This window comes from Ideonella sp. FW305-24 (assembly GCF_058788035.1).
In genome coordinates, this window is the sequence record NZ_JBYTAI010000002.1 from 193,235 (window position 1) to 213,490 (window position 20,256).

Here is a 20,256-nt window from a genome sequence, read left to right on the forward strand (position 1 = left end):
AGCGGCGCTACAGGGTTGCCGTCAGCGTCAGCGAGTTCATGCGCCGCGTGAATGCGGCAAACGGCAGCGTGGACTGGCGGCGGGCCCAGCCGAGGTTGACGCCCAGCTGCCAGTTGCGCGCCAGGTCGTAGCGCCAGCCGAGGTCGGCGGAATCGAGCCGGTCGTCGCGGTTCAGCACAAAGCCGAGCGGGAACTCGGTGCCGCGGTAGCGCGCATCGGTCCGGCTGAACGACAGCGACATGCGCTGGCGCTCGGACAGGCGCAGCGAACCGCCGAATTGCGCACGCTTGGCGACCTGGTAATCCACCGCATCCCCCGGCGCGTCACTGGCGCCGCGCGACAGGCCGAGGTCCAACTGGTGGCCGCCCTCGAACAGCCAGTGCAGCTCGCCCTCCCAGCTCAGGCCTTTCCAACCGCGGCGCTTGTAGCCTTGGTAAGGCGCGTAGGCCTCGAAGCCCTTGTGCTCGCTGCCCAGTTTCAGCGTGCCGGCCAGTGGCAGGCCGGGCCAGTCTGACGGCGGGGGGGCTGGCGGCTGTGGCGGTTGCGGGTCCGCCTGCGCGGGGTCGGCCGGGTCGCTGGCATCCGCCGGGTTCGCCGGCGCGGGTGCCCCCTCCAGCGGCGGCAGCGGCCACGGCATGCCGGCCTGGCTGGGCTCGAAGCTGACGGTGGCATACCAGCGCCGGTCGCCGTTGTCGGCCGCGTAGGCCTCCAGCGGATAGCGGGTGTGGGTGTCGCGAAGCTCGGCGCCCACGCGCACGCCGGGTGCCACCAGGTGCTGGGCGCGCAGCACCACCTGGCGGGTGTGCATGTCGGCCTGCGCGGTCTGCTCGCGGTGATTGAGGTAGCGCTTTGCCGAGCGGGTGAACTCGGCTTCCAGGCGCAGCAGCCCGTCTTCGCTGTCGTGGCGCAGCACGCCGGCCAACGCGTGGGCCCGGAAGTGGTCGGCGGTGTCGTCACTGCCGGCACCGACCACGTCGTGCCAGTCCTGCAGCACCGCGCGCCAGGCCAGCGCGGTGCGCTCGTCCAGCAGGTTCAGGCCATCCAGCGCCAGCTCGGCGTTGTCGGTGTTGTCCTGCGGGCTGTCGAGCTGGCGCGTCAGCTCGGCGCGGGTGCTGAACTCGTAGCGCTGGTCGCCATCGGGCAGCACGATGCTGAGCCCCGGCATCCACGCGTGGAAATGGCTGAACAGCGGCTTCGTCGGCTGCAGCCGCAGGTTGCTGTTGGTGCCGTAGGCCAGGCCCAGCTGCGGCGTGATCTGGAACGGCCCGGCCGTCCAGGCCTGCGGCTGGTACAGCGGTGGCGCCAGGCCCGGCGGGTTGGCCTCAGGCGCGGGCGCCAGGCCTTCGGGCGCGGGAGCTTCGGGGGCGCCCTGGCCCCAGGCGACCAGCGGGCCGGCCAGGCAGGCCACCAGGGCCAGTGGCCGCCAAAGGATGCGAATGCCGACGCGACTGCCGATGCGGATGCGATGCGTGCTCAGTGTCGATCTCCCATGCGTGGTCCGCCCATCACAGGCAGCGCGCGCACGCTGCGGCCGCCGGCGCTGGCTTCGGTTTCTATCGGCGGCGCCAGCCGGCCCGTCAATGCCGCGCCCCCCAGTGTCGGCCGCAGGCCGGCCAGGCCCGCCTTGAAGCCCGGCATGCGCTCGGCCAACAACGGCGAACGGTGCGTGCTGCTGGTGCCGGTGTTGCCCACCACGCCCAGCGCCGACGATACCGGCTTGGCCGCCAGCAGGTAAGCAAAATCGGCGCCCTTGGCCGTGCTGGCCGTCAGGCTGAAGCTGACGACCAGGCTGTTGGCGCCGGCCTGGAAACTGCCCAGCGCCAGCGGATGGTCGGTGAAATAGCTCTGCGCCGCGGCGAAGCTGGTGAAGCTGCTGCTGGCCAGGGTCGTCGTGCCGCTGACGACGGTGAAGCTCATCGAGCTGAAACCGCCGTTGTAGCCGGTCAGGCCCAGCAGGCCCAGCGTCAGGTTGCTGTTGCTGGACAGCGAAAAGCTGTAGCTGGCGCTCGCACCGTAGGTCTTGCTGCCGACCGCCGCCGCGCCGTAGTTGGCCCCCATCACGCCCAGGCCCAGCACGCTGCTGCCGCTGCCCAGCGCCGCGGCCACGTTGGGCCGGGTCGCGAGCACGCTGTTCAGCGTGGCGGCACTGGGCCGGCCATTGCTGCTGGCAAAGGCCTGCAAACCGTTGCTGCCACCTGAGAGGTTGGGCAGCGTGAAGCCCTGGGCCGTGTTGTAGGTGCCGGCTGCCGTGCTGCGCGCGCCGCCGCTGGTCGCTGCAGTGGCGGTGTTGGTGACGCTCGCGCCGCCCATGGCGGCCATGCTGATGGCCGTGGCGCTGCCATTTCGGCCGTTGGCATTCGCCTCTGACGACAGGTCCGCCGCGCCCAGCCCTTGCGTGGTCGCAGTGGCATTGGCGCCGTCGCCAGTGGCATTGGCCACGGCTTGCGCCAGGCCGCCATCGGCCGTGGCGATGGCCGTGACCTCAGCCTTGGCGTTGCCCGCCAGGCCGCCAAAGCTGCTGCCGCCGGTGGCTTCGGCGCTCAGCACCGTGTGGGCCAGCGAACTGCCGGTCAGCCTGGCCGTGGCCTTGCCGCCGCGGTCACTGCCAAACGAGGTGCCGCCGCTGGCCAGCAGTGTGGCGTTCAGCTGCGCGCCGGTGGCATCGTCGGACAGCTGGGCGCCCGCGCTCGCCTCGCCGCCGATGTCGCCGCTGCCGCCGTAGGCGTTGACGGCCACGTTCAGCGCGCTCGCCTGGTGCTGCGTGAGCTTCAGCTTCGAGCTCGCCGCGCCGCCCACCCCGTTCTGCCCGAAGTCGGACGAACCGCCGCTGCCGGCCACCGCGCTCTGCGAGAGCGAGAGCAGGCCGTGGGTGCTGCCGCTCACGCTGTTTTTCAGGTCCACGCTGGCGCCGCTGCCGCCCTGTGCGCCTTCGGAACCGGTGCCCCCGTTGCCACCGCGCGCCTCGCCGGTGAGGCTCAGCGAGCCGCTGTCCGCCTTGCCTGAGACGGCCAGAGACGCAGCGCCGCCGGTGCCCGCCACGCGGCCCTGGCCGGTCGCGTTGCCACCGTCGCCGCCCACGGCCATGTGCTGCATGTACAGCCCGGCCGCGCCGCTGGTCTTGCCGCTCGCCTGGACCGTGGCCGCACCGCCGATGGCGCCGTTGCCGTCACCGCCCGCGCTGCCGCCGGTGCCGCCGGTCGCGTCGCCATACAAGCTCAGGTCGGCTGCGCTTTTGAGCGACAGCGTGGTGCCGGCCGCGCCACCGGCCTGGGCCTGGCCGTTGATCGTGCCGCCGCCGGTGCCACCGTAGGTGGCGAGTTGCACCGTGGCCGGGCCGCTGCCGGCCAGCGACAGGCTCAGGCTGTTGCTCGCCGCCCCCCCCGCGCCACCCTGGGCGCTGGCGGAGAAGCCGCCGCTGCCGCCATTGGCGTTTTGCGTCAGCGTCAGCGAGCCGCTGCTGCTGCCGGCAACCGCATTGCTGACGCTTTCTGCCGCACCCGCACCGCCGGCCGCGCCGTCATAACCGGAGCCGCCCATGCCACCCGCCGCCGCCGCGTAGACGCTGACCGTGCCGCTGTCGCTGGCGCCATGCGCCGTCACCGTGCCGGCCGCGCCGGCGCCAGCGGTGTGGCCGCTGCCCGCGGCGTCGCCACCACTGCCGCCTCGCGCCTCCACGCTGACGGTGGCCATGTGCTCGCCGGCGCTTGTCACGTCCCCGCTGGCGGTGCCGGCCTGGCCCGCGGCACCACTCGCGCCCTGGCTGCCGCTGCCACCCGAGCCGCCGGACGCGCTGACGTTCAGCAAGGCATCGCCCGCCGCCCGCAGCTTGCCGCTGGCATTCGCCGCGCCACCCATCCTGGCCACGCCGCTGACTGTGCCGCCGCCCGTGCCGCCACCGGCGCTGAGGAAGACCTGCACCGATGCGGCCTGCGCGTCCGTCAGCTTCAGTTTGCTGGCCCCCTTGTCCCCGGCGCCTGCGCTGCCGCTGTCGCTGTTGCCACCGGCACCGCCAAAGGCTTGCTGCGTCAAGGTCAGCGAACCGGCGCTGCTGCCGCTGGTCGCGTTGACCAGCTTGACGCTGCCGCCGTCGCCCCCGTTGGCACCGGCATTGCCGGCACCACCCTGGCCGCCCATCGCAAAAGAGGTGGCCATGGCCGCGCCGTTGCCGCTGACGGCGCTGCTCAGCGCACTCGCGCTGGCGCCTGCGCCGCCCTGGAAACCAGCGCCGTTGGCCGCACCACCGCCCCCGCCCACGGCATTCGCCTGGGCCGTCGTGTTCTGGCCGGCGCTGCCTCTCGCCACGGCGCTGGCGCTGGCCGCGCCCCCAGCACCACCGGCCGCACCGCTGCCCGCGCCCGCGCCCGCGTCACCACCGGGCAGACCCGCACCGCCACCCACGCCGCCATTGGCCTGCGCGCTGCCGGACAGGTCACCCACACTGGCCTGGCTGGTGGCCTTGGCCGTGGCCGTGCCACCGTTGCCGCCCTTGCCGGCATTGCCACCGGCGACATTGCCACTGCCCGCACCACCGTTGCCACCGCTGCCACCATTGCCGCCCACGGCCTGGGCGCTGTTGCTGCCATCGGTCGGTGCGCTGGCATTGGCATTGGCCACGCCCCCCGCACCGCCGGTCCCGCCAGCGCCGCCCGGCGCACTGCCCGCGGTGCCGGTGCTGCCGGTGGTGGCGCTGTCATTCACCGTGGTGGCCCAGGCCGACTGGATGGCCGCGGACAGCAGCAGCGGCACCAGCGGCAGCAACGGGCGTACAGCGCGAAAACGAAAGATCATGAAGGGCTCTCCTTGAAGGTAGGGAACGGGTGCGCCTTCAGGGTTTGCGCCTGCGCCGGCAGCCGCTTTCGTGAGGAACCGCAGGGCAGTCCCAAGTTTTCTCATCCCCCGCGGGGGGCCCGACGCGAAGCGGCAGGTTTGGGGGCGCGCTGTTCGCCATCCGGCGGCATCCTGCCATCGGCCCGCGGCACTGCCTTCCCCACGATCTTGGGGAAAGGGGAATGCGCTCATCGCGGGCCGGCCCGGCGCAGGCTGGCCGCGCCGGAAATGGGCAAAGCGCGTGCCGTTCGGCTGAGCAGCGCTGCCCCGCCCAGCGTCGGCTGCAGCGCACCCAATCCGGCCTTGAAGCTGGCACCTGGCGCGCGGCTGAGGCCAGCCGGCTTGGCTGCCAGCACGTAGCCAATGTCCGCGCCCTTGGCGGCCGCTGCCGTCAGGCTGAAGCTGATCACCAGTTGGTTGGCCCCGGCGCTGAAGGTGCCCAGTGACAGCGGGTGGTCGCTGAAGTAGGCCTGCGCCGAAGCCAGGCTTGTGAAGCTGGTGTTGACCAAGGTGGTGGCGCCACTGATGACGCTGAAGTTCATGCTGGTGAAGCCGCCGTTGTAGGCCGTCATGCCCAGCAGGCCCAGCGTCAGGTTGCTGGTGCTGGCCAGCGAGAAGCCGTAGGTGGTGCTGGCGCTGTGGGTGCGGCTGCCGGTGGGCAGGTTGCCGTAGTTCGCGCCCAGGCTGCCCAGGCCCAGCACGCTGCCGCCAGCCACCGCCGCAGCCACGTTCGGCTTGCCCACCAGCGCGGCATTCAGCGTCGTGGCACTGGGCGCGCCATTGCTGAACGCGAAGGCCTGCAAGCCGTTGCTGCCACTGCCAAGGTTCGGGAAGCTGAAACCGGCGGCCTTGCTGAAGGTGCTGCTGGCCTGGCTGTGCGCCGCGCCGCCGGCCACGGCCACCGCACGGGTCTCGATCTGCGCCGCGCCGCCCGCTGTGCTGTCAACCCGACTGACGGCCGTGGCCGCACCGCTTTGACCTTGCGCCTGCGCATCGGAGCGCAGGTCCGCCGCACCCACGCCCAGCGTCTGCGCCAATGCCTGCGCCTCGCTGCCAACGGCGCTGCTGCTTGCGCGGGCATGGCCGCCTGCCAGCGTGGTCACTGCGTTCAGCGTGGCACTGGCGGCACCGCGGCCTGCGCCACCCTTGCCAGCCTGGGCCACGCCGCTGAGCACGGTGTGGCTGCCGCTGCTGCCGCTGGCGCTCAACGTTGCCGCACCGCCCTCCAAACCGCCTGGCGACTGGCCGCCAGTGGCTTCGAAGCTGGCCACCAGCGGCGCGCTGGCAAGGCCGGTGCTGAGTTCGGCCTCGACCGAAGCCACGCCGCCAGCACCACTGCGGGCCTGCAGGGCGCTGCGGCCGCCGGCACCGCCCCGCGCGGCCAGCGTGATGTTCAGCGCCGAGGCCTGAGGGTCGGCCCACACCAGCCGGTTGCTGGAACTGCCGCCACCGCCGGCCCAACCCTGGGGCGCATCACCACCAGCGCCGCCCGTTGCCAGCTGCGACAAGCTCAGCGCACCGGCCGTGCTGCCGCTCACAGCATTGGCGAGGAACACACTGGCACCCGAGCCGCCAAAAGCGCCGTTCAACCCGGCACCACCCGCGCCGCCATGGGCCTGGCCGCTCACACTGACCGCGCCGCTGCCCGACTCGCCGCTGGCCAGTACGCCGGCCGCGCCGCCAGCCACGCTCGACTGGCTGCCCACCACGGCGCCCCCCTTGCCTCCCTGTGCTTCGGCCAGCACCGTCACCGCGCCAGCGCCTGCCACGCGGCCGTGGACGATGGCCGATGCCGCACCGCCAATGTTGCCGTTTTCCGGCGCGTGGCTGTTGGTCTGGCTGTTGTTGCCGCCGTCACCGCCAGTGGCCGTGGTGGACAGCCACAGCGTGCCGACGCCGCTGACGTCCGCGCTGGCCGTGGCCGCGCCGCCGGGCCGGGTCAGGCCGGCCAGCGCGTCACCGCTGCGACCGCCAGTGGCGGCAACCGTGATGGTTTGCGAGGCCGCCAGCGAGTCGCTGCGGCTCAGGCCGCTGCTGGCCGCGCCGCCCTGGCCGGCACTGCCAAACGAGCCGTCGCTGGCGCCCCCCTGGCCGCCGATGGCAACCTGCGTCAACGACAGGCTGCCTGCCGTGCTGCCGCTCACGGCATTCGCCAGCACCTGGTCGGCCCCGCGGCCAGCGTCGGCCTCGCCATGGCCAAAGCCACCGGCGCCACCGGTGGCCGTGCTGCTCACCGTGACCGCGCCGGTGGTAGAGGACGCGCTGGCCGTGGCGGCGGTGACCCCACCCCCATCGCCGCCCGTCAGGCCGGAGCCGTTGGCCGGACCGCCCAGGCCGCCATCACCGCCACGGGCCCAGGCAATGGCCTGCGCGCTGCTAGCGCCCGCGGCCACCGCGGTGGCACTGGCAGCGGCATTGCCGCCAGCGCCACCGCTGTCGCTGCGCGGAGGTTCGCCACTGGGGCTGGCCGGCCCGGTGCCTGCGTCGCCACCCGCGCCGCCTTGGGCTCGGGCTTCGGCCTGGGCCGCACCCAGGGCAGGGCTGGCTTGCGCGAGCGCACTGGCCGCGCCACCGGCGCCCCCGCGCCCGCCTCGGCCAGCGTCTGTCGCATCGGTGCCGGCACCGCCCTCGCCACCTTGGCCGCCCTTGCCACCGGTGGCAAGCGCCGTGTTGCTGGCGTCGCCGTTACCGCCGGCCGTGGCGCTGCCCGCACAACCGTTGCCCCCGGCCCCGCCATTGCCACCCGGCACGCTGCCGGGCGTGCCCGGTGTGCCGGCGCAGCCGGTGCCGGTCACCACGGCCGCATGGGCAGGCGCGAGTGCCGTGCCAAGCAGGCACGGCAGCAGTGACAGACAGGAAATTCGGGAGATGCGCAACGCCACGCGCGCAGCAGCCCGGTTGACGGAGGAAGTCATCGCAGTCCTTTCCGGCGGCACGCAAGCCAGGGACACCTGACTGCGGCGAGGCCGGAGAGGCCTTTGTTCTCCCGGGGCCGGCATCGCGCCACCCGAAAAAAGAGCGACGCCGGCCGTGCATCATCGCGGCACGGCCAGGTCACGGCGAGGACCTGCGACCAGGCCCCGGGAAAACACCAACGAACTCAGCGCCTTTCGACCCCGCGCAGGCTTGCGCCGCCCAAGACGGGCAGCGCGCGAGCGTTCCGGCCACGGCCGCCCTCGCCTTCCGCCTCGACGCCCTCAGCTGCGCGCGGGTTGAGCCGCATGACCACAGCCGAGCCGCCCAGGGTCGGCTGCAGCGAGCCCAGGCCGGCCTTGAAGCTGACTGCCGGGGCGCGCGCCACGGCCAGTGCCGCAGGCTTGGTCACCGCGGCGCTTGCGGTGCGCTGGCTGGTGGCTTCGTCGGTGTCGACCTGGACGTCCGCCTTGCCACGGCCGAAGGCTAGGCCGGCCAGCCGGCCGATCAGCGTGGGGGCCTTGCGGGCGCTGGTGGTGCCGGTGGCCACGGGGGCTGCCGGCGCCTCGGCTGTCAGCGAACCGGTGGGCTTGGACGACAGCACGTAGCCGATGTCCGCACCCTTGGCGGCGGCTGCCGTCAGGCTGAAGCTGATCACCAGGTTGTTGGCGCCCGCGACGAAGGTGCCCAGCGAGAGTGGGTGGTCGGTGAAGTAGGTCTGCGCCGAGGCCAGCGTCGTGAAGCTGGTGCTGACCAGCGTGGTGGCACCGCTGACGACGCTGAAGTTCATGCTGGTGAAGCCGCCGTTGTAGGCCGTCATGCCCAGCAGGCCCAACGTGAGGTTGCTGTTGCTGGCCAGCGAGAAGTTGTAGGTTGAGCTGGCGCTGTAGGTGCGGTTGCCGGTGGCGCTGGCCGAGTAGTTGGCCCCCAGCGAACCCAGGCCGAGCACGCTGCCGCCGCTCACCGCAGCGGTCACGTTGGGCCGGCCGCTGAGCGCGCTGGTCAGCGTGCCGGCGCTGGGCGAGCCGTTGCTGTACGCAAAGGCCTGCAGCCCGTTGCTGCCGCTGCTCAGGTTCGGGAAGGTGAAGCCTGTGGCGGTGTTGAAGGTGCTGCTGGCCTGGCTGTGGGCGCCGGCCTTGGCGGCAGCGCTGGCACTGTTGCTGATGCTGGTGCTGCCGCTGGTCACGGTGCTGACCGCCGTGCCGGTGCCGGCTTCGCCGGTGACGTAGGCATCGGCGCCGGCGTCGGCCGCCGCCACGCCCACGCTGGTGGCAGTGGCGTTGGCGGTGTAGCCGGTGGCGGTGCCGGTGGCATGGGCATAGCCGTTGGCGGCGGTGGTGGTCGCCGTGACGGTGGTGGTGGCATTGCCGCGGTTGCCGCCGTTGCTGGTGCCTCCGGTGGCGGTGGCGTTGAGCTGGCTGTAGGCCTGAGTGCTGCCGCTCAGCGTGGCGGTGGCCTTGCTGCCGGTGGCGCTGCTGGTCGAGTTGCCCGCGGTGGCCGCCATGTAGCCGGTCAGGTGGGCACCGGCCTTGGTGTCGCTCAGCGTGCCGGTGGCCGTGGCCGCGCCGGCAATGGCGGCGGTGCCGGTGCTGGTGCCGCCACCAGTGCCGCCGTTGGCATTGATGGTGACGCTCAGGTTGCTGGGCTTGGCGGTGTTGAAGTTCAGGTTCGAGGTGGCGTTGCCGCCCTTGCCACCGGTGCCGGTGTACGAATAGCCACCGGCGCCGCCGTTGGCTGTCTGGGTCAGCGTGAGTGTGCCGTTGGTGTTGCCGGCCACGGCGTTGGCCACGGTGACCGCGGCGCCATTGCCGCCGTTGGCGCCGTTGTAGCCGGTGCCGCCGTTGCCGCTGCTGCCGGTCGCGTAGACCGACACCGCGCCGGTGCCGGTGGTGCCGGTGCTCTTGAGCAGCGTGGCAACGCCGCCGACGCCGCCGGTCTTGCCGGCGCCATTGGCCGAGCCGCCGCTGCCGGCGCTGGCGGTGGTCTGCAGCGTGACGGTCTGGCTGCCGCTGCTGGTGGCCACGCCCTGGCTGCTGGCCGTGCCGCCAGCATTGCCATTGGCCGCGCTGGTGCCGGCACCGCCCACACCGCCGGTGCTGGTGGTGTAGAGCGTGGTGGCGCCAGCGCCGGTGAGCGTGGCATTGGCAGTGGCCGCGCCACCGGCCGCCGCCGTGCCGGTGGCGCTGTTGCCACCGCTGCCGCCATTGGCCTGCACGCTGGAGGCCAGGCTGCTGGCGCTGGTGTTGCTGAAGCTCAGCGTGCTGCTGGCCGCGCCACCCGCGCCGCCGGCGGCGCTGTCCGAACTGCCACCGTAGCCGGCTGCCGCAAGCTGGTTCACGGTCAGGCTGCCTGAAGTGGTGCCGCTGACGGCATTGGCCAGCGTGACGTCCGCGCCTTTGCCGCCCTTGGCGCCGGCCGTGCCGGCACCGCCGTTGCCGCCATCGGCCCGGCCGTTGACGTAAACCGTACCGGTGCCGCTGCTGCCACTGGCGCCCATGGTGGCGCTGGCGCCGGCACCGCCGGTCTTGCCGCTGCCATTGGCCGCGCCGCCGCTGCCGCCGCTGGCCTGGGCATTGACGGTGGCGGCGAAGCTGCCACTGGCATGGCCGGCGGTGCTCACGCCCCCGCTGCCGCCGAGCTGGCCAGCCGCGCTGGCACCACCGCCGCCACCCACACCGCCGGCGGCGTAGCTGTAGATCGTCAGCGCGCCGCTGCTGGTGATGTCGGTGGTGTTGCTGGCGGTGCCGCCGGCCTTGGTGGTGCCCGAGGTGGTGCCGCCGCCGGCACCGCCGTTGGCGGTGGTGTTGACGTTGGTCTGCGCGGCGCCCAGGCCGCTCAGCGTGAGGCTGCTGACGGCATTGCCGGCGTTGCCGGCCGCCGCGGTGTAGGCATAGCCGCCGCTGCCGCCGGTGGCGTTCTGGGTCAGAGAAAGCGTGCCTGCGGTGCTGCCGGAGACGGCGTCGGTCACGGTGACCGCGCTGCCGGCGCCACCGGCCGCGCCGTTGTAGCCGGTGCCACCGTTGCCGCCATAGGCCAGCGCGCTGGCGCTGGCTGCGCCGGTGCCGCTGCCCACCTGCGAGGCCACGCTGGCACTGGCGCCGGCCCCGCCGGTCTTGCCGGCGCCAGAGGCCGATCCGCCGCTGCCGCCATAGGCTGTGACTTGGCTGCTGGCGCTGTGGCCCGCCGTCGTGACGGCGGCACCGGTGGCGCTGGCCGCCTTGCCGGCTGCGCCGCTGGCGGTGCTGCCACCGGCCCCGCCTTCGCCGCCGTCGCCCGAGACGTTCAGCGTCAGGTTGCCGACCGAGTGCACGTCGCCGGACGCGGTGGCCGTGCCACCCACCTTGGTGCTGCCGGTGCTGGAACCGCCGCCGGTGCCACCGGTGGCGTTGACCGTGACGTTCAGCGTGCTGGCCGCAGCGTCGTTGATGGTCAGCGCGCTGGCGGCATTGCCTCCGGCGCCGGCTGCCGCCGCATCGCTGCTGCCGCCTCCACCGCCGTAGGCACCCTGGGTCAGCGTCAGGCTGCCGGTGGTGCCGCCGCTGGTCGCGTCGGTCACGGTACTGGCGCCGCCCGCGCCGCCATCGGCCCCCGCGCTTCCCGAACCACCCGCGCCGCCGCGCACCGCGTTGGCCACGTAGACCGTGCCGTTGGCGCTGCTGGCGCTGGCCGTGCCGGTGCCCTTGTTGCCCGCGCCGCCAACCTGGCCGGCACCGCCCGCGGCGCCACCCGCGCCGCCCTGGGCGTTGAGCGACAAGGAAGCGCCACTGCCACTGCCACCGCCCACCTGCAGCGCGCCGCTGGCCGTGGCCGTGCCGCCCACGGTGCCGCTGCCGGTGCCGGCCCCGCCGCCGGTGCCACCGGTGGCATAGACATAGGCGGTCTGGCTGCCGGTGGTGGTGCTGTTCAGCGTGCTGCTGGCCGCGGCGGCATTGCCGGCGGTGCCGGTGCTGGTGCCGCCGCCATTGCCGCCGTTGGTGTTGACGGTGGTGGTGAGCTGCGAGGCGGTGGTGTTGTGGGTGGTCAGGCTGTTGGTGGCCTTGCCCGCGTTGCCGGCCACGCCGGTGTACGAATAGCCGCCCGAGCCGGCATTGGCCGTCTGGTTCAGGTAGACGGTGCCGCTGCTGCTGCCGGTGGTGGCGTCGGTCAGCGTGACCGCTGCGCCATTGCCGCCGCCAGCGCCGTTGTAGCCGGTGCCGCCGCTGCCGGCATTGGCGGAGGTGGTGGACGTGACCGTGCCCGTGCCCGAGGTGCCGCTGGCGCTGGAAGTGGCGGCGCTGCCGTTGCCGCCCTTCTTGCCGCTGCCCGAAGCAGAGCCGCCGTTGCCGCCGTAGGAGGTGGCATTGATGTTGACGGCATGCGCCACGGTGCTGGTGCCGCTGGCGGTGGCCGCGCCGCTGCCGCCAGCGGCGCCGTTGGCGGTGGTGCCGCCGGCGCCACCGCCGCCGCCGCTGGCCGTGACGTTCACCGTCAGCCCGCCGATGCCCTGGGCGCTGCCCGTGGCCGTGGCGGCCGCGCCTGCGGAGGCCGTGCCGCTGGTCGTGCCGCCGCCTTCGCCGGCGTTGGCGTTGGACTGCACCAGCAGGCTGCTGGCGGCGTTGTTGACCACGTTGAGGTTGGACTTGGCCGTGCCGGCCGTGCCCGCGGTGGCGTCAGCCGAACTGCCGGCCGTGCCGCCGACGGCGTACTGGTCCAGCGTCAGCGCGCCGGCCGTGCTGCCGGTGGTGGCATTGACGAGTTGCACGTTGGCGCCGTTGCCGCCGCCCGCACCGCCGCTGCCCTGGCCGCCATTGCCGCCATAGGCCCGGGTGTAGATGCTGGCCGTGCCGGTGCCTGAGCCGCCTCCGGCCTGCGCCGAAGCGCCGCCGCCATTGCCGCCCTTGGCGCCCACGCCGGTGGCGCTGCCGCCGGTGCCGCCCATGCCCTGGGCAGTGACGTTGCTGGAACCACCGCCGGTGACGGTGCCGCTGGCGGTCGCCGAGCCGGCACCGGCCGCAGCACCGCTGCCTGCGCCATCGCTGCCGCCCGCACCGCCGTTGCCATAGGCCGCCAGGCTCAGCGTGCCCACACCGGTGACGCTGGCCGTGCCCTGGCCGGCCGCGCCCGCGGCGGCCGTGCCGGTGCTGGTGCTGCCACCCGAGCCGCCTGTGCCGGTGACCGAGATGTTCTGGTAGCTGGCGGTGGTGTCGTTGCGGGTCAGGCTGCTGCTGCCGCTGCCCGAGGCGCCGGCCGTGCCGTAGTACGAATAGCCGCCGCTGCCGCCGGTGGCGTTCTGGGTCAGGTAAAGCGTGCCGGCGGTCGAGCCACCCACCGCATTGCTGACGCTCTGGGCGGCGCCGTTGCCGCCATTGGCGCCGTCGTAGCCGGTGCCGCCGGAGCCCGCCGAAGCAGTGGCCGCGACCGACACCGTGCCGGTGCCGGACACGCCTTGCGCGCTGATGCCGGTGACCGCGGCGCCGTTGCCGCCCTGGTTGCCGGCGCTGATCGCCGCCCCCCCGTTGCCGCCATAGGCCAGCGAGTTGGCGGTGGCGCTGCCGCCGCCTGCGGCCGTGGCGCTTGAGCTGGCGCTGGCGCCTGCGCCGTTGCCGCCGGACGAACCGGTGCCCGCGCCGGCCCCGCCATCGGCCCCCGGCGAGCCGGAACTGCCACCGCTGCCACCGTAGGCAGTGGCCGCTGCCGTGGCATTGCCGGCTGCCGGTGTGGAAGTGGCAGAAGCGGAGGCGCTGCCGCCGTTGCCCCCCTTGCCGCCCTTGCCGCCCTGGATGGACGCCGTGCCGCCGCCACCGGCACCGCCGCTGCCACCGCCGCCACCCGAAGCAGTGGCCGTGTTGCTGGCATCGCTGCTCGAAGCCGTGGCCGACGCGTTGCCGCCAGCACCGCCCGCCCCACCGGCGGCCCCGGGCGTGGCGCCATTGCTGCCGGGCGTGCCCGCCGTGCCGCTGTCATTGACCGTCACCGCATAGGCTTGCTGGATGGCCGCGCTGAGCAGCAAAGGCACCAGCGGCGCGAGCACCGAGCCCAGGCGCAAGGCACGGTGGGCCGAAGAGACGGAAAACGAAGATGCGCCGGCAGGGGCGCCGGCAGAGCTGAGGGGGCAACGTGACATGGTCATTCCTTGTCGAGAGCGAACAAACGAAAGCGGCCGGGCGGTCCCGGACGCAATCCTCGTTCAGGCGATTCGTGGGCATGACAGCGCGGCTCACCAAACTGGCTGCCGCCATCTCTTTCCTGCCCGGGCCGGGATGCTGCCACCCTGCCCCCGCCAAGCGTCACCCCCAGGGTGGGGATTGGCCCTGCACCGTCCCCTGTTGCGGGGACGGGTTGTCACTCGGGTCGCCGGGATGACGTACTAGCGCCGGTCGGCGCCGTGCAAGGCCGCGCCCACGGAAAACACCGGCAATACCTGCCGTTTGCGAGCGGAGCCGTTTTCGCCATCTACCGCGGCGGCCACTTCCGCCCGCGGGCTCAGCCGACTGACAAAGGCGGCACCGTCCAGGCTGGGCCGCAACGTCACCAGGCTGGTCTTGAAGCCCAGGCCGCGGTCCGTGCGCGCCACCAGCAGCGGTGCCCGCCGCGCGCTGTCGGTGCCGGCGGTGATGCTGGTAGTTGCCACCGGCGCCAGCGCACCGGTGGCCTTGGCCGACAGCACGTAGCCGATGTCCGCGCCTTTGGCCGCGCTGGCCGTGAGGCTGAAGCTGAGCACCAGGTTGTTGGCGCCGGCGGTGAAGCTGCCCAGCGACAACGGGTGGTCGGTGAAATAGGTCTGCGCCGAGGCCAGCGTCGTGAAGCTGGTGCTGACCAGGGTGGTCGCGCCACTGACCACGCTGAAGCTCATGCTGGTGAAGCCATCGTTGTGGGCTGTCATGCCCAGCAGGCCCAGCGTGAGGTTGCTGCTGCTGGCGAGAGAGAAGCTGTAGGTCGCGCTGGCGCTGTAGGTGCAATTGCCTTTTGCATAGTTGCCGTAGCTCGCGCCCAAGCTACCAAGTCCCAGCACGCTACCGCCACGCAAGGCCGCAGTCACATTGGGACGGCCGCTCAGTGCAGCGTTCAAGGCGCCTTTGCCTGGGTTGCCGTTGCTGTAAGCGAAGGCCTGCAGGCCTTCGCTGCTGCCCAGGAACCCCGCCCTGCTGTTGAAAGTGCTGACGGCCTGGCTGTGCACACCGCCCTCGGCGGTCGCACTGGCGCTGGCGGTGATCCTGGTGTCGCCGCTGGTCACGGTGCTGGTGGCGACAGCGCCGCCGCTGTTGCCGGTGGCATAGGCATCTGACCGTAGGCTGGCGGCACCCAGACCGGTGGTCAATGCGGTTGCATTGGCGACGTAGCCGACTGCTGAGGCAGAAGCAGTAGCGCTGCCGCCCGCCGCCGTGGTGTTGGCGGTAACGGTTGCAGAAGCGTTGCCCTGCCAGGTCCCGTCGCCGGCAAATGCTTGGCCGAGCAGGGCTGTATACGTCGCGGTTGTACCAGTCAAGTTCACCGAGGCAGCGCCGCCTGACGCGCCACCGGCCGAGTTACCACCTTGCGCCGTTGCTCGGGCGTTCAGCGTCCCGCCCACCCGGGTATTGCTCAGCGTCTGGACCAGGCTGGCCGCCCCGCCTGTGCCCGCCACACCGGCGTCCGTGTGGCCGCCGTGGCCGCCAAAGGCGTAGGCGTCCGTGTGCAGCTCGCTGGCTTGGCTGGTCTGGTAAGTCTGGCTGAGACCGGCGTCACCTCCATTGCCCGCCCGACCTGTGTCCGAATCGCCGCCGTTTCCGGCCTGCGCCGTTTGGCCGAAGCTGATTGCGCCATTGGTCGAAGCACTCACGGCATTCTCGATCTTGGCGCTGCCACCTTGGCCGCCAGCAGCCCCACTAAGACCACTGCCACCCGAACCGCCGAATGAATTGGCGGCAATGTCCACCTGTCCTGTATCACTCGCACCACTGCTCTTCAGCAGCTCAGCCGCGCCCCCGGCACCCGCCGCATGGCCAGGCCCAATGGCATTGCCACCGCCGCCACCGATGGCACCCATCCCCACCGAGACCGCGCTGTTACCAATCGTCCGGGCAATGCCTTGGACCTTGGTCGCCCCCCCATTGCCCCCGTTGCCATCAGCCTCGGCTGAACCACCATTGTCGGCAAAGCTTCCAACGGAGAGGAGCAATGGTCCAGCGGTAGTGATCTCGCCCACGGCCTTAGCGGTCCCACTGGCGGCGGCTTGACCAGCACTGGCACCACCGCCAGCGCCGCTGTGGGCAGTAACCATCACGGTGCGACTACCGAGGCTGCTATCGCTGAAACTCAGCATGCTGTTGGCAGAGCCCCCCGCGCCGGCCACACCTGTATCAGCGTGGCCGCCGTTGCCGCCCACTGCGGTCTGAGTCAGAACCAAAGCCCCCTCGGTGACACCGCTCACGGCATCGGCAAGCGCAGCATTGCCGCCCTTGCCACCGCCGGCACCATTCACCCCCGCTCCGCCATGGCCCGCATCAGCTTCGAGGCTCACCGTCACGACGCCCCTATCAGAAGCGGCATGTGCGCTGCCACTGCTGGCAACACCGCCGTTGCCACCGATGTTGCCGCGGCCGTTGCCGCCGCCTCCAACGCCTCCGTGAAAGCTGGTAGATGCCGTGGCCGCGCCGTCGCCATGGGCGATAGCAGAGGCTACGCCGCTGGCCACACCGCCGTGGCCGCCGGATGCCCCGGCCCCGGCGCCAGCGCCGCCATCACTGCCAGGCGCGCCCGAGGCACCACCATCGCCCCCACCGGCGTGGGCCATGGCGGTTGCATCACCCTCCGCCTGCGCAGCCGTTACAGTGGCATTGGCTGCGCCACCATTACCGCCTTTGCCCGCCTTGCCGCCCTGGACAGATGCGCTTCCCGCCCCGCCGGAACCGCCGGCGCCACCGCTTCCGCCGTGGGCATCCGCCGTGTTGCTCGCGTCACCGCCGGTGGCGCTGGCCATGCCGGCCCTGCCGGTCTGACCAGTGCCACCGCCACCACCGCCTGCCGAACCAGCTTGGCCAGTCTTGCCCGGTGCACCTTGCTCGCTCACGTACTCCGCGTGTGCCTGCTGGATGCTGATCGCAAGCAACAAGGGCAGCAGCGACAAAACCCGCAGGTTGGCCGCCGACGCGCCTACGCAACCGTTCGCACCCCTGCGCGAGCCACGCAATTTCATGACATTCCTCCCTGGTGACCGGGCATGGCCCGGGTGGTTCTTCTAGGCATGGGGTGCCGCATCGCATTGCAAGCCCATCCGCGGCCACGAAGCTATCAGGAAGCTGACAATGCCGCCATCGCGCGAACGCGAGTCATCGTCTTCTGTGTGGAGGATGCGTGAAGCCGCATCCTGGGGCAAGCCAACAGCGGCTCAACCCCGCCCCACAAACGGCATGCCGGTCGCCATGATGGTCATGTTCAGCACGTTGGCGTTCAGCGGCAGCGCGGCCATCTGGACCACGGCTTCGGCGACGTGCTGGACGTCCATGCGGGCTTCGGGTTTGACGCTGCCGTCCGCCTGCGGCATGCCGTGGGCCATCGCGGCTGTCATGTCGGTGGCGGCGTTGCCGATGTCGATCTGGCCGACGGCGATGTCGAAGGCGCGGCCGTCCAGCGCAGCGCTCTTGGTGAGGCCGGTGATGGCGTGCTTGGTCGCCGTGTAGGCGATGGAGTTCGGTCGCGGCGCGTGGGCCGAGATGGAGCCGTTGTTGATGATGCGGCCACCGCGCGGCACCTGGGCCTTCATGATGCGGAAGGCCTCGCGGGTGCAGAGGAAGACGCCGGTCAGGTTGGTGTTCACCGCGGCCTGCCAGGCCTCCAGCGGCAGCGCTTCCAGCGGCACGCCGGCGGTGAACACGCCGGCGTTGTTGAACAGCAGGTCCAGCCTGCCAAAGCGCTCGCGGATCTGGTCGAACAGTGCCTGCACCGACAGCGCGTCGGTCACGTCCATCGGCAGCGCCAGCGCGTTCGCGGCCTGAGGGTGGCCGGCAAACGCCGCTTCCAGCGTGCCCTGCTGGCGGCCGCTGAAGATCACCGTCCAGCCGGCCGACAGCAGGCCCAGCGCGCAGGCCTTGCCGATGCCGCTGCCGGCGCCGGTGACGAGGGCGATGCGAGCGCGCGCAGCAGATGGTGAGGTGGCAGACATGACAAAGTCTCAAATCTTGGGTTGAGTTTGTAAGTCTGCCATGCGCATTGCGCGAGCCTACCAGAACTTGAAATATTGTTTACATTCGGCCCGCGCGCCATCCATAAGGGTCGTAAATTTTGAGTTACCGAGCAATCTATTTGCGCACCATGCAGCCACTGCTTTACCGGCTTTGGAGTCGCTAGCAAAATGAACACCGGCAATCTCTCTATTTTTCGCAACTTCTCCTGCTTTCGCATCAAACTCGCCATCATCCCATGTCATACCGTAAAGCTTGGAGAAAAGCTCCTTAAGCAGGATGGCAACTAGAGCGGCCTGCGCAGCATGACCGGATGGGAAGGAGGGATGGCCTGGATCCTCTATCAATCGATGAACATTCCCGCCCACAACGGACCAAGGTCTGCCTCGGTTAAAAAAAGCCTTGAACAGCAATAACAATGCATCCATGTCTCGCAATGCTTCGCCCAGCATGTGCAAGGTCGCGTGCAGCCCCGCTCGCTGAAGGTCATCAACGCCGGTAACCTTGATGACGGGCGAAACGGCTCGCCATAAGCTAGCGGACTGCACCAAAATCTGCTGCTTCGAGTCGTTCCAACGATTTGCAATGGAGTTCAAAGCCTCACATTCTCTGAGCGATCCGTGGTAGCCAGGCAAAAGTGCCGCTAGCTGATCCTTGAGCCCCTTCAATATCGAAAGATCGCTTCCCAAATTCAGATACAGAGGGGGATATGGTTCAACACTCTTGATCCAGTCCGTGCCGTATCCGGGACAGTTGTGGTCGCGCTCTGGTGGGGTCCAGTCCTCGGGGGTATCATCGGCAACCGTGACAACTCTATTGGCTTCGCCGACGTCAGTATGGAGTTCAACTTCAAAGAGGAAGTACTCCAAAGCCCCCGACAACCATTCTTGGCCACCACCAACCCCAACCTGCTGCAACCAACTGACAGCGCGACTTCTGTCCGCCCCCGCCGCATGGTATTGATACTGAACCGAAGAACTTGGAAGTCCAGGATAATCGCTATCCAGCCGGAGACAAGGAATTATTTTGACCTCTTTATCCATTGCCCCAGCCAACAAACATGGAGGGCGAGTGATCCACTCCCAATGGAAATTCACTCCCGCCCTTCCAACACCTTCGAAGGTTTCAACTTCTCCAGACGGTACTGGACATACTTTTACCCAGAAGAAAAAACTTCCGGCGCTGCTTTCTCGCGTAACCATCACGACTCTCCTGTTCTTTCGTCATCAGACGCGGCTTGCTGGCCGCCCTGTTCACGGCAAAGTAGGAGCCGCGTCCATGCTCCCCTCAGCGTTCCAACTACTTATGTCAAACCGGTGGAGCACAGGAATGACTCGAAGCGAGTCATTCACTATGTCCGCGGCGCTGTTCATCGCTCTTGCTGTCGGCCTGTTTGATCCATGTCCCGCGTCCGCCACAGAGATCCTCAATAGCGACGAAGGCACGACGCCTACCATTGCAATCTTGGGCTCTGCAGCTTCAGGCAAAGAAGACCCCAGCTACCAGCGCTTTGCCAAGGCATGGCTGGCTCGCTCGTCGGGTTGCCCATCTCACCACTTGGCCTACCTTTCCGGCCCCGAAACACAAGCCCAGCTTGATGCCGATTTCTCGCGCCAATTGAGACAACTCTCGTCTGACCCGCGCAGCATCTTCGTGACCCCCACCACGGCCTTTGCCGAATCGGCGCTGCCCCTGCTCGGCCCGGCCAACCTGGTTTTCGCGACCTATGCCGACCCCGTTGCCCATGGCCTGCTGGAACCCAGCGGCGCACGCCATCGCCACGTCACCGGCGTGTCGCTCAACGACCAGTTGTCGCTTTTGCGCCTGACGCTTCTCATGGAAGCGTTTCCTCGCACCAAAGCCATCGGCGTGATTTCCGATGACTCCTGGGCGGGAGAGCAATTCAAGGCATTGGAAGCAGCGTTTCGGAAGCAGCATCCCAAGGTTCGCCTGGAACTGCTGACGGCCAACAAAACGTCCGACCTGGATGCAGTGTTCCGCAAGGCGGCGAGCCCGTCCATCGGCGCTTTGTACTATCCCCCCAGTGCCATCGCATACTTTGAGGAGGCGACGCTCATTGCCCGTACTGTGGCACTGCGCAAGCCGGCCATGCATTCCACGCAAGGCGAAGTGCAAAGGGGAGCCCTGATGGCCTATTCACAAGACGCCAGCTTTGTGTTTGACGCATTGGCCGATCTTGTCCTGCGCATCTGCAGAGGCGAGCCCGCCGAGACCATTCCCGTGGAGCGACCGCGCCGCTTCATGCTGGGCATTCGCGCGCAGTACGACCTGGGCGGCTCGAAGATCGCCCCTTCGGTTGTGGCCCGCGCCGATCTGATCGTTCCCTGAGTCCATGCCCTGTTCTGCGTTCACTCCT

8 protein-coding genes are annotated in these 20,256 nt (G+C 70.5%); 1 reads left to right on the forward strand and 7 read right to left on the reverse strand.

Annotation, left to right across the window (positions count from 1 at the left end; all coding sequences use genetic code 11):
• Window positions 1-7: 7 nt before the first annotated feature.
• The 7 genes from AC3WR5_RS06610 to AC3WR5_RS06640 form a co-directional block, all read right to left on the reverse strand.
• The gene (locus AC3WR5_RS06610; RefSeq protein ID WP_492482909.1) at window positions 8-1,408 is read right to left on the reverse strand and encodes a hypothetical protein; all 1,401 of its coding nucleotides are present in this window, start codon (window positions 1,406-1,408) and stop codon (window positions 8-10) included.
• A 65-nt stretch (window positions 1,409-1,473) separates the two neighbouring features.
• The gene (locus AC3WR5_RS06615; RefSeq protein ID WP_492482911.1) at window positions 1,474-4,788 is read right to left on the reverse strand and encodes a beta strand repeat-containing protein; all 3,315 of its coding nucleotides are present in this window, start codon (window positions 4,786-4,788) and stop codon (window positions 1,474-1,476) included.
• Between the two features lie 227 nt (window positions 4,789-5,015).
• The gene (locus AC3WR5_RS06620) at window positions 5,016-7,742 is read right to left on the reverse strand and encodes a beta strand repeat-containing protein (RefSeq protein WP_492482913.1); all 2,727 of its coding nucleotides are present in this window, start codon (window positions 7,740-7,742) and stop codon (window positions 5,016-5,018) included.
• Between the two features lie 185 nt (window positions 7,743-7,927).
• Window positions 7,928-13,843, reverse strand: coding sequence for a beta strand repeat-containing protein (locus AC3WR5_RS06625; RefSeq protein ID WP_492482915.1), 5,916 nt, complete (start codon window positions 13,841-13,843; stop codon window positions 7,928-7,930).
• Between the two features lie 243 nt (window positions 13,844-14,086).
• Window positions 14,087-16,894 carry a hypothetical protein gene (locus AC3WR5_RS06630; RefSeq protein ID WP_492482917.1) on the reverse strand — a complete coding sequence of 936 codons (2,808 nt, stop codon included), beginning with the start codon at window positions 16,892-16,894 and terminating at the stop codon, window positions 14,087-14,089.
• Window positions 16,895-17,086: 192 nt separating this feature from the next.
• Window positions 17,087-17,860, reverse strand: a complete 774-nt coding sequence (locus AC3WR5_RS06635; protein ID WP_492482919.1) for an SDR family oxidoreductase — start codon at window positions 17,858-17,860, stop codon at window positions 17,087-17,089.
• A gap of 57 nt (window positions 17,861-17,917) precedes the next feature.
• Complete coding sequence (locus AC3WR5_RS06640; protein WP_492482921.1) at window positions 17,918-19,081, reverse strand: phosphatase PAP2 family protein; 1,164 nt, start codon at window positions 19,079-19,081, stop codon at window positions 17,918-17,920.
• Window positions 19,082-19,232: 151 nt separating this feature from the next.
• Between AC3WR5_RS06640 and AC3WR5_RS06645 the strand changes: the two genes are divergently transcribed.
• The gene (locus AC3WR5_RS06645; protein ID WP_492482923.1) at window positions 19,233-20,228 is read left to right on the forward strand and encodes an ABC transporter substrate binding protein; all 996 of its coding nucleotides are present in this window, start codon (window positions 19,233-19,235) and stop codon (window positions 20,226-20,228) included.
• Window positions 20,229-20,256 lie beyond the last annotated feature (28 nt).

What these genes read in the sequence shown, in the direction of transcription:
- AC3WR5_RS06615 (WP_492482911.1), bottom strand. Translation starts at nt 4,788, where the DNA reads ATGATCTTTCGTTTTCGCGCTGTACGCCCGTTGCTGCCGCTGGTGCCG.
- AC3WR5_RS06640 (WP_492482921.1), bottom strand. Translation starts at nt 19,081, where the DNA reads ATGGTTACGCGAGAAAGCAGCGCCGGAAGTTTTTTCTTCTGGGTAAAA.
- AC3WR5_RS06645 (WP_492482923.1), top strand. Translation starts at nt 19,233, where the DNA reads ATGTCCGCGGCGCTGTTCATCGCTCTTGCTGTCGGCCTGTTTGATCCA.
- AC3WR5_RS06625 (WP_492482915.1), bottom strand. Translation starts at nt 13,843, where the DNA reads ATGTCACGTTGCCCCCTCAGCTCTGCCGGCGCCCCTGCCGGCGCATCT.
- AC3WR5_RS06620 (WP_492482913.1), bottom strand. Translation starts at nt 7,742, where the DNA reads ATGACTTCCTCCGTCAACCGGGCTGCTGCGCGCGTGGCGTTGCGCATC.
- AC3WR5_RS06635 (WP_492482919.1), bottom strand. Translation starts at nt 17,860, where the DNA reads ATGTCTGCCACCTCACCATCTGCTGCGCGCGCTCGCATCGCCCTCGTC.
- AC3WR5_RS06630 (WP_492482917.1), bottom strand. Translation starts at nt 16,894, where the DNA reads ATGAAATTGCGTGGCTCGCGCAGGGGTGCGAACGGTTGCGTAGGCGCG.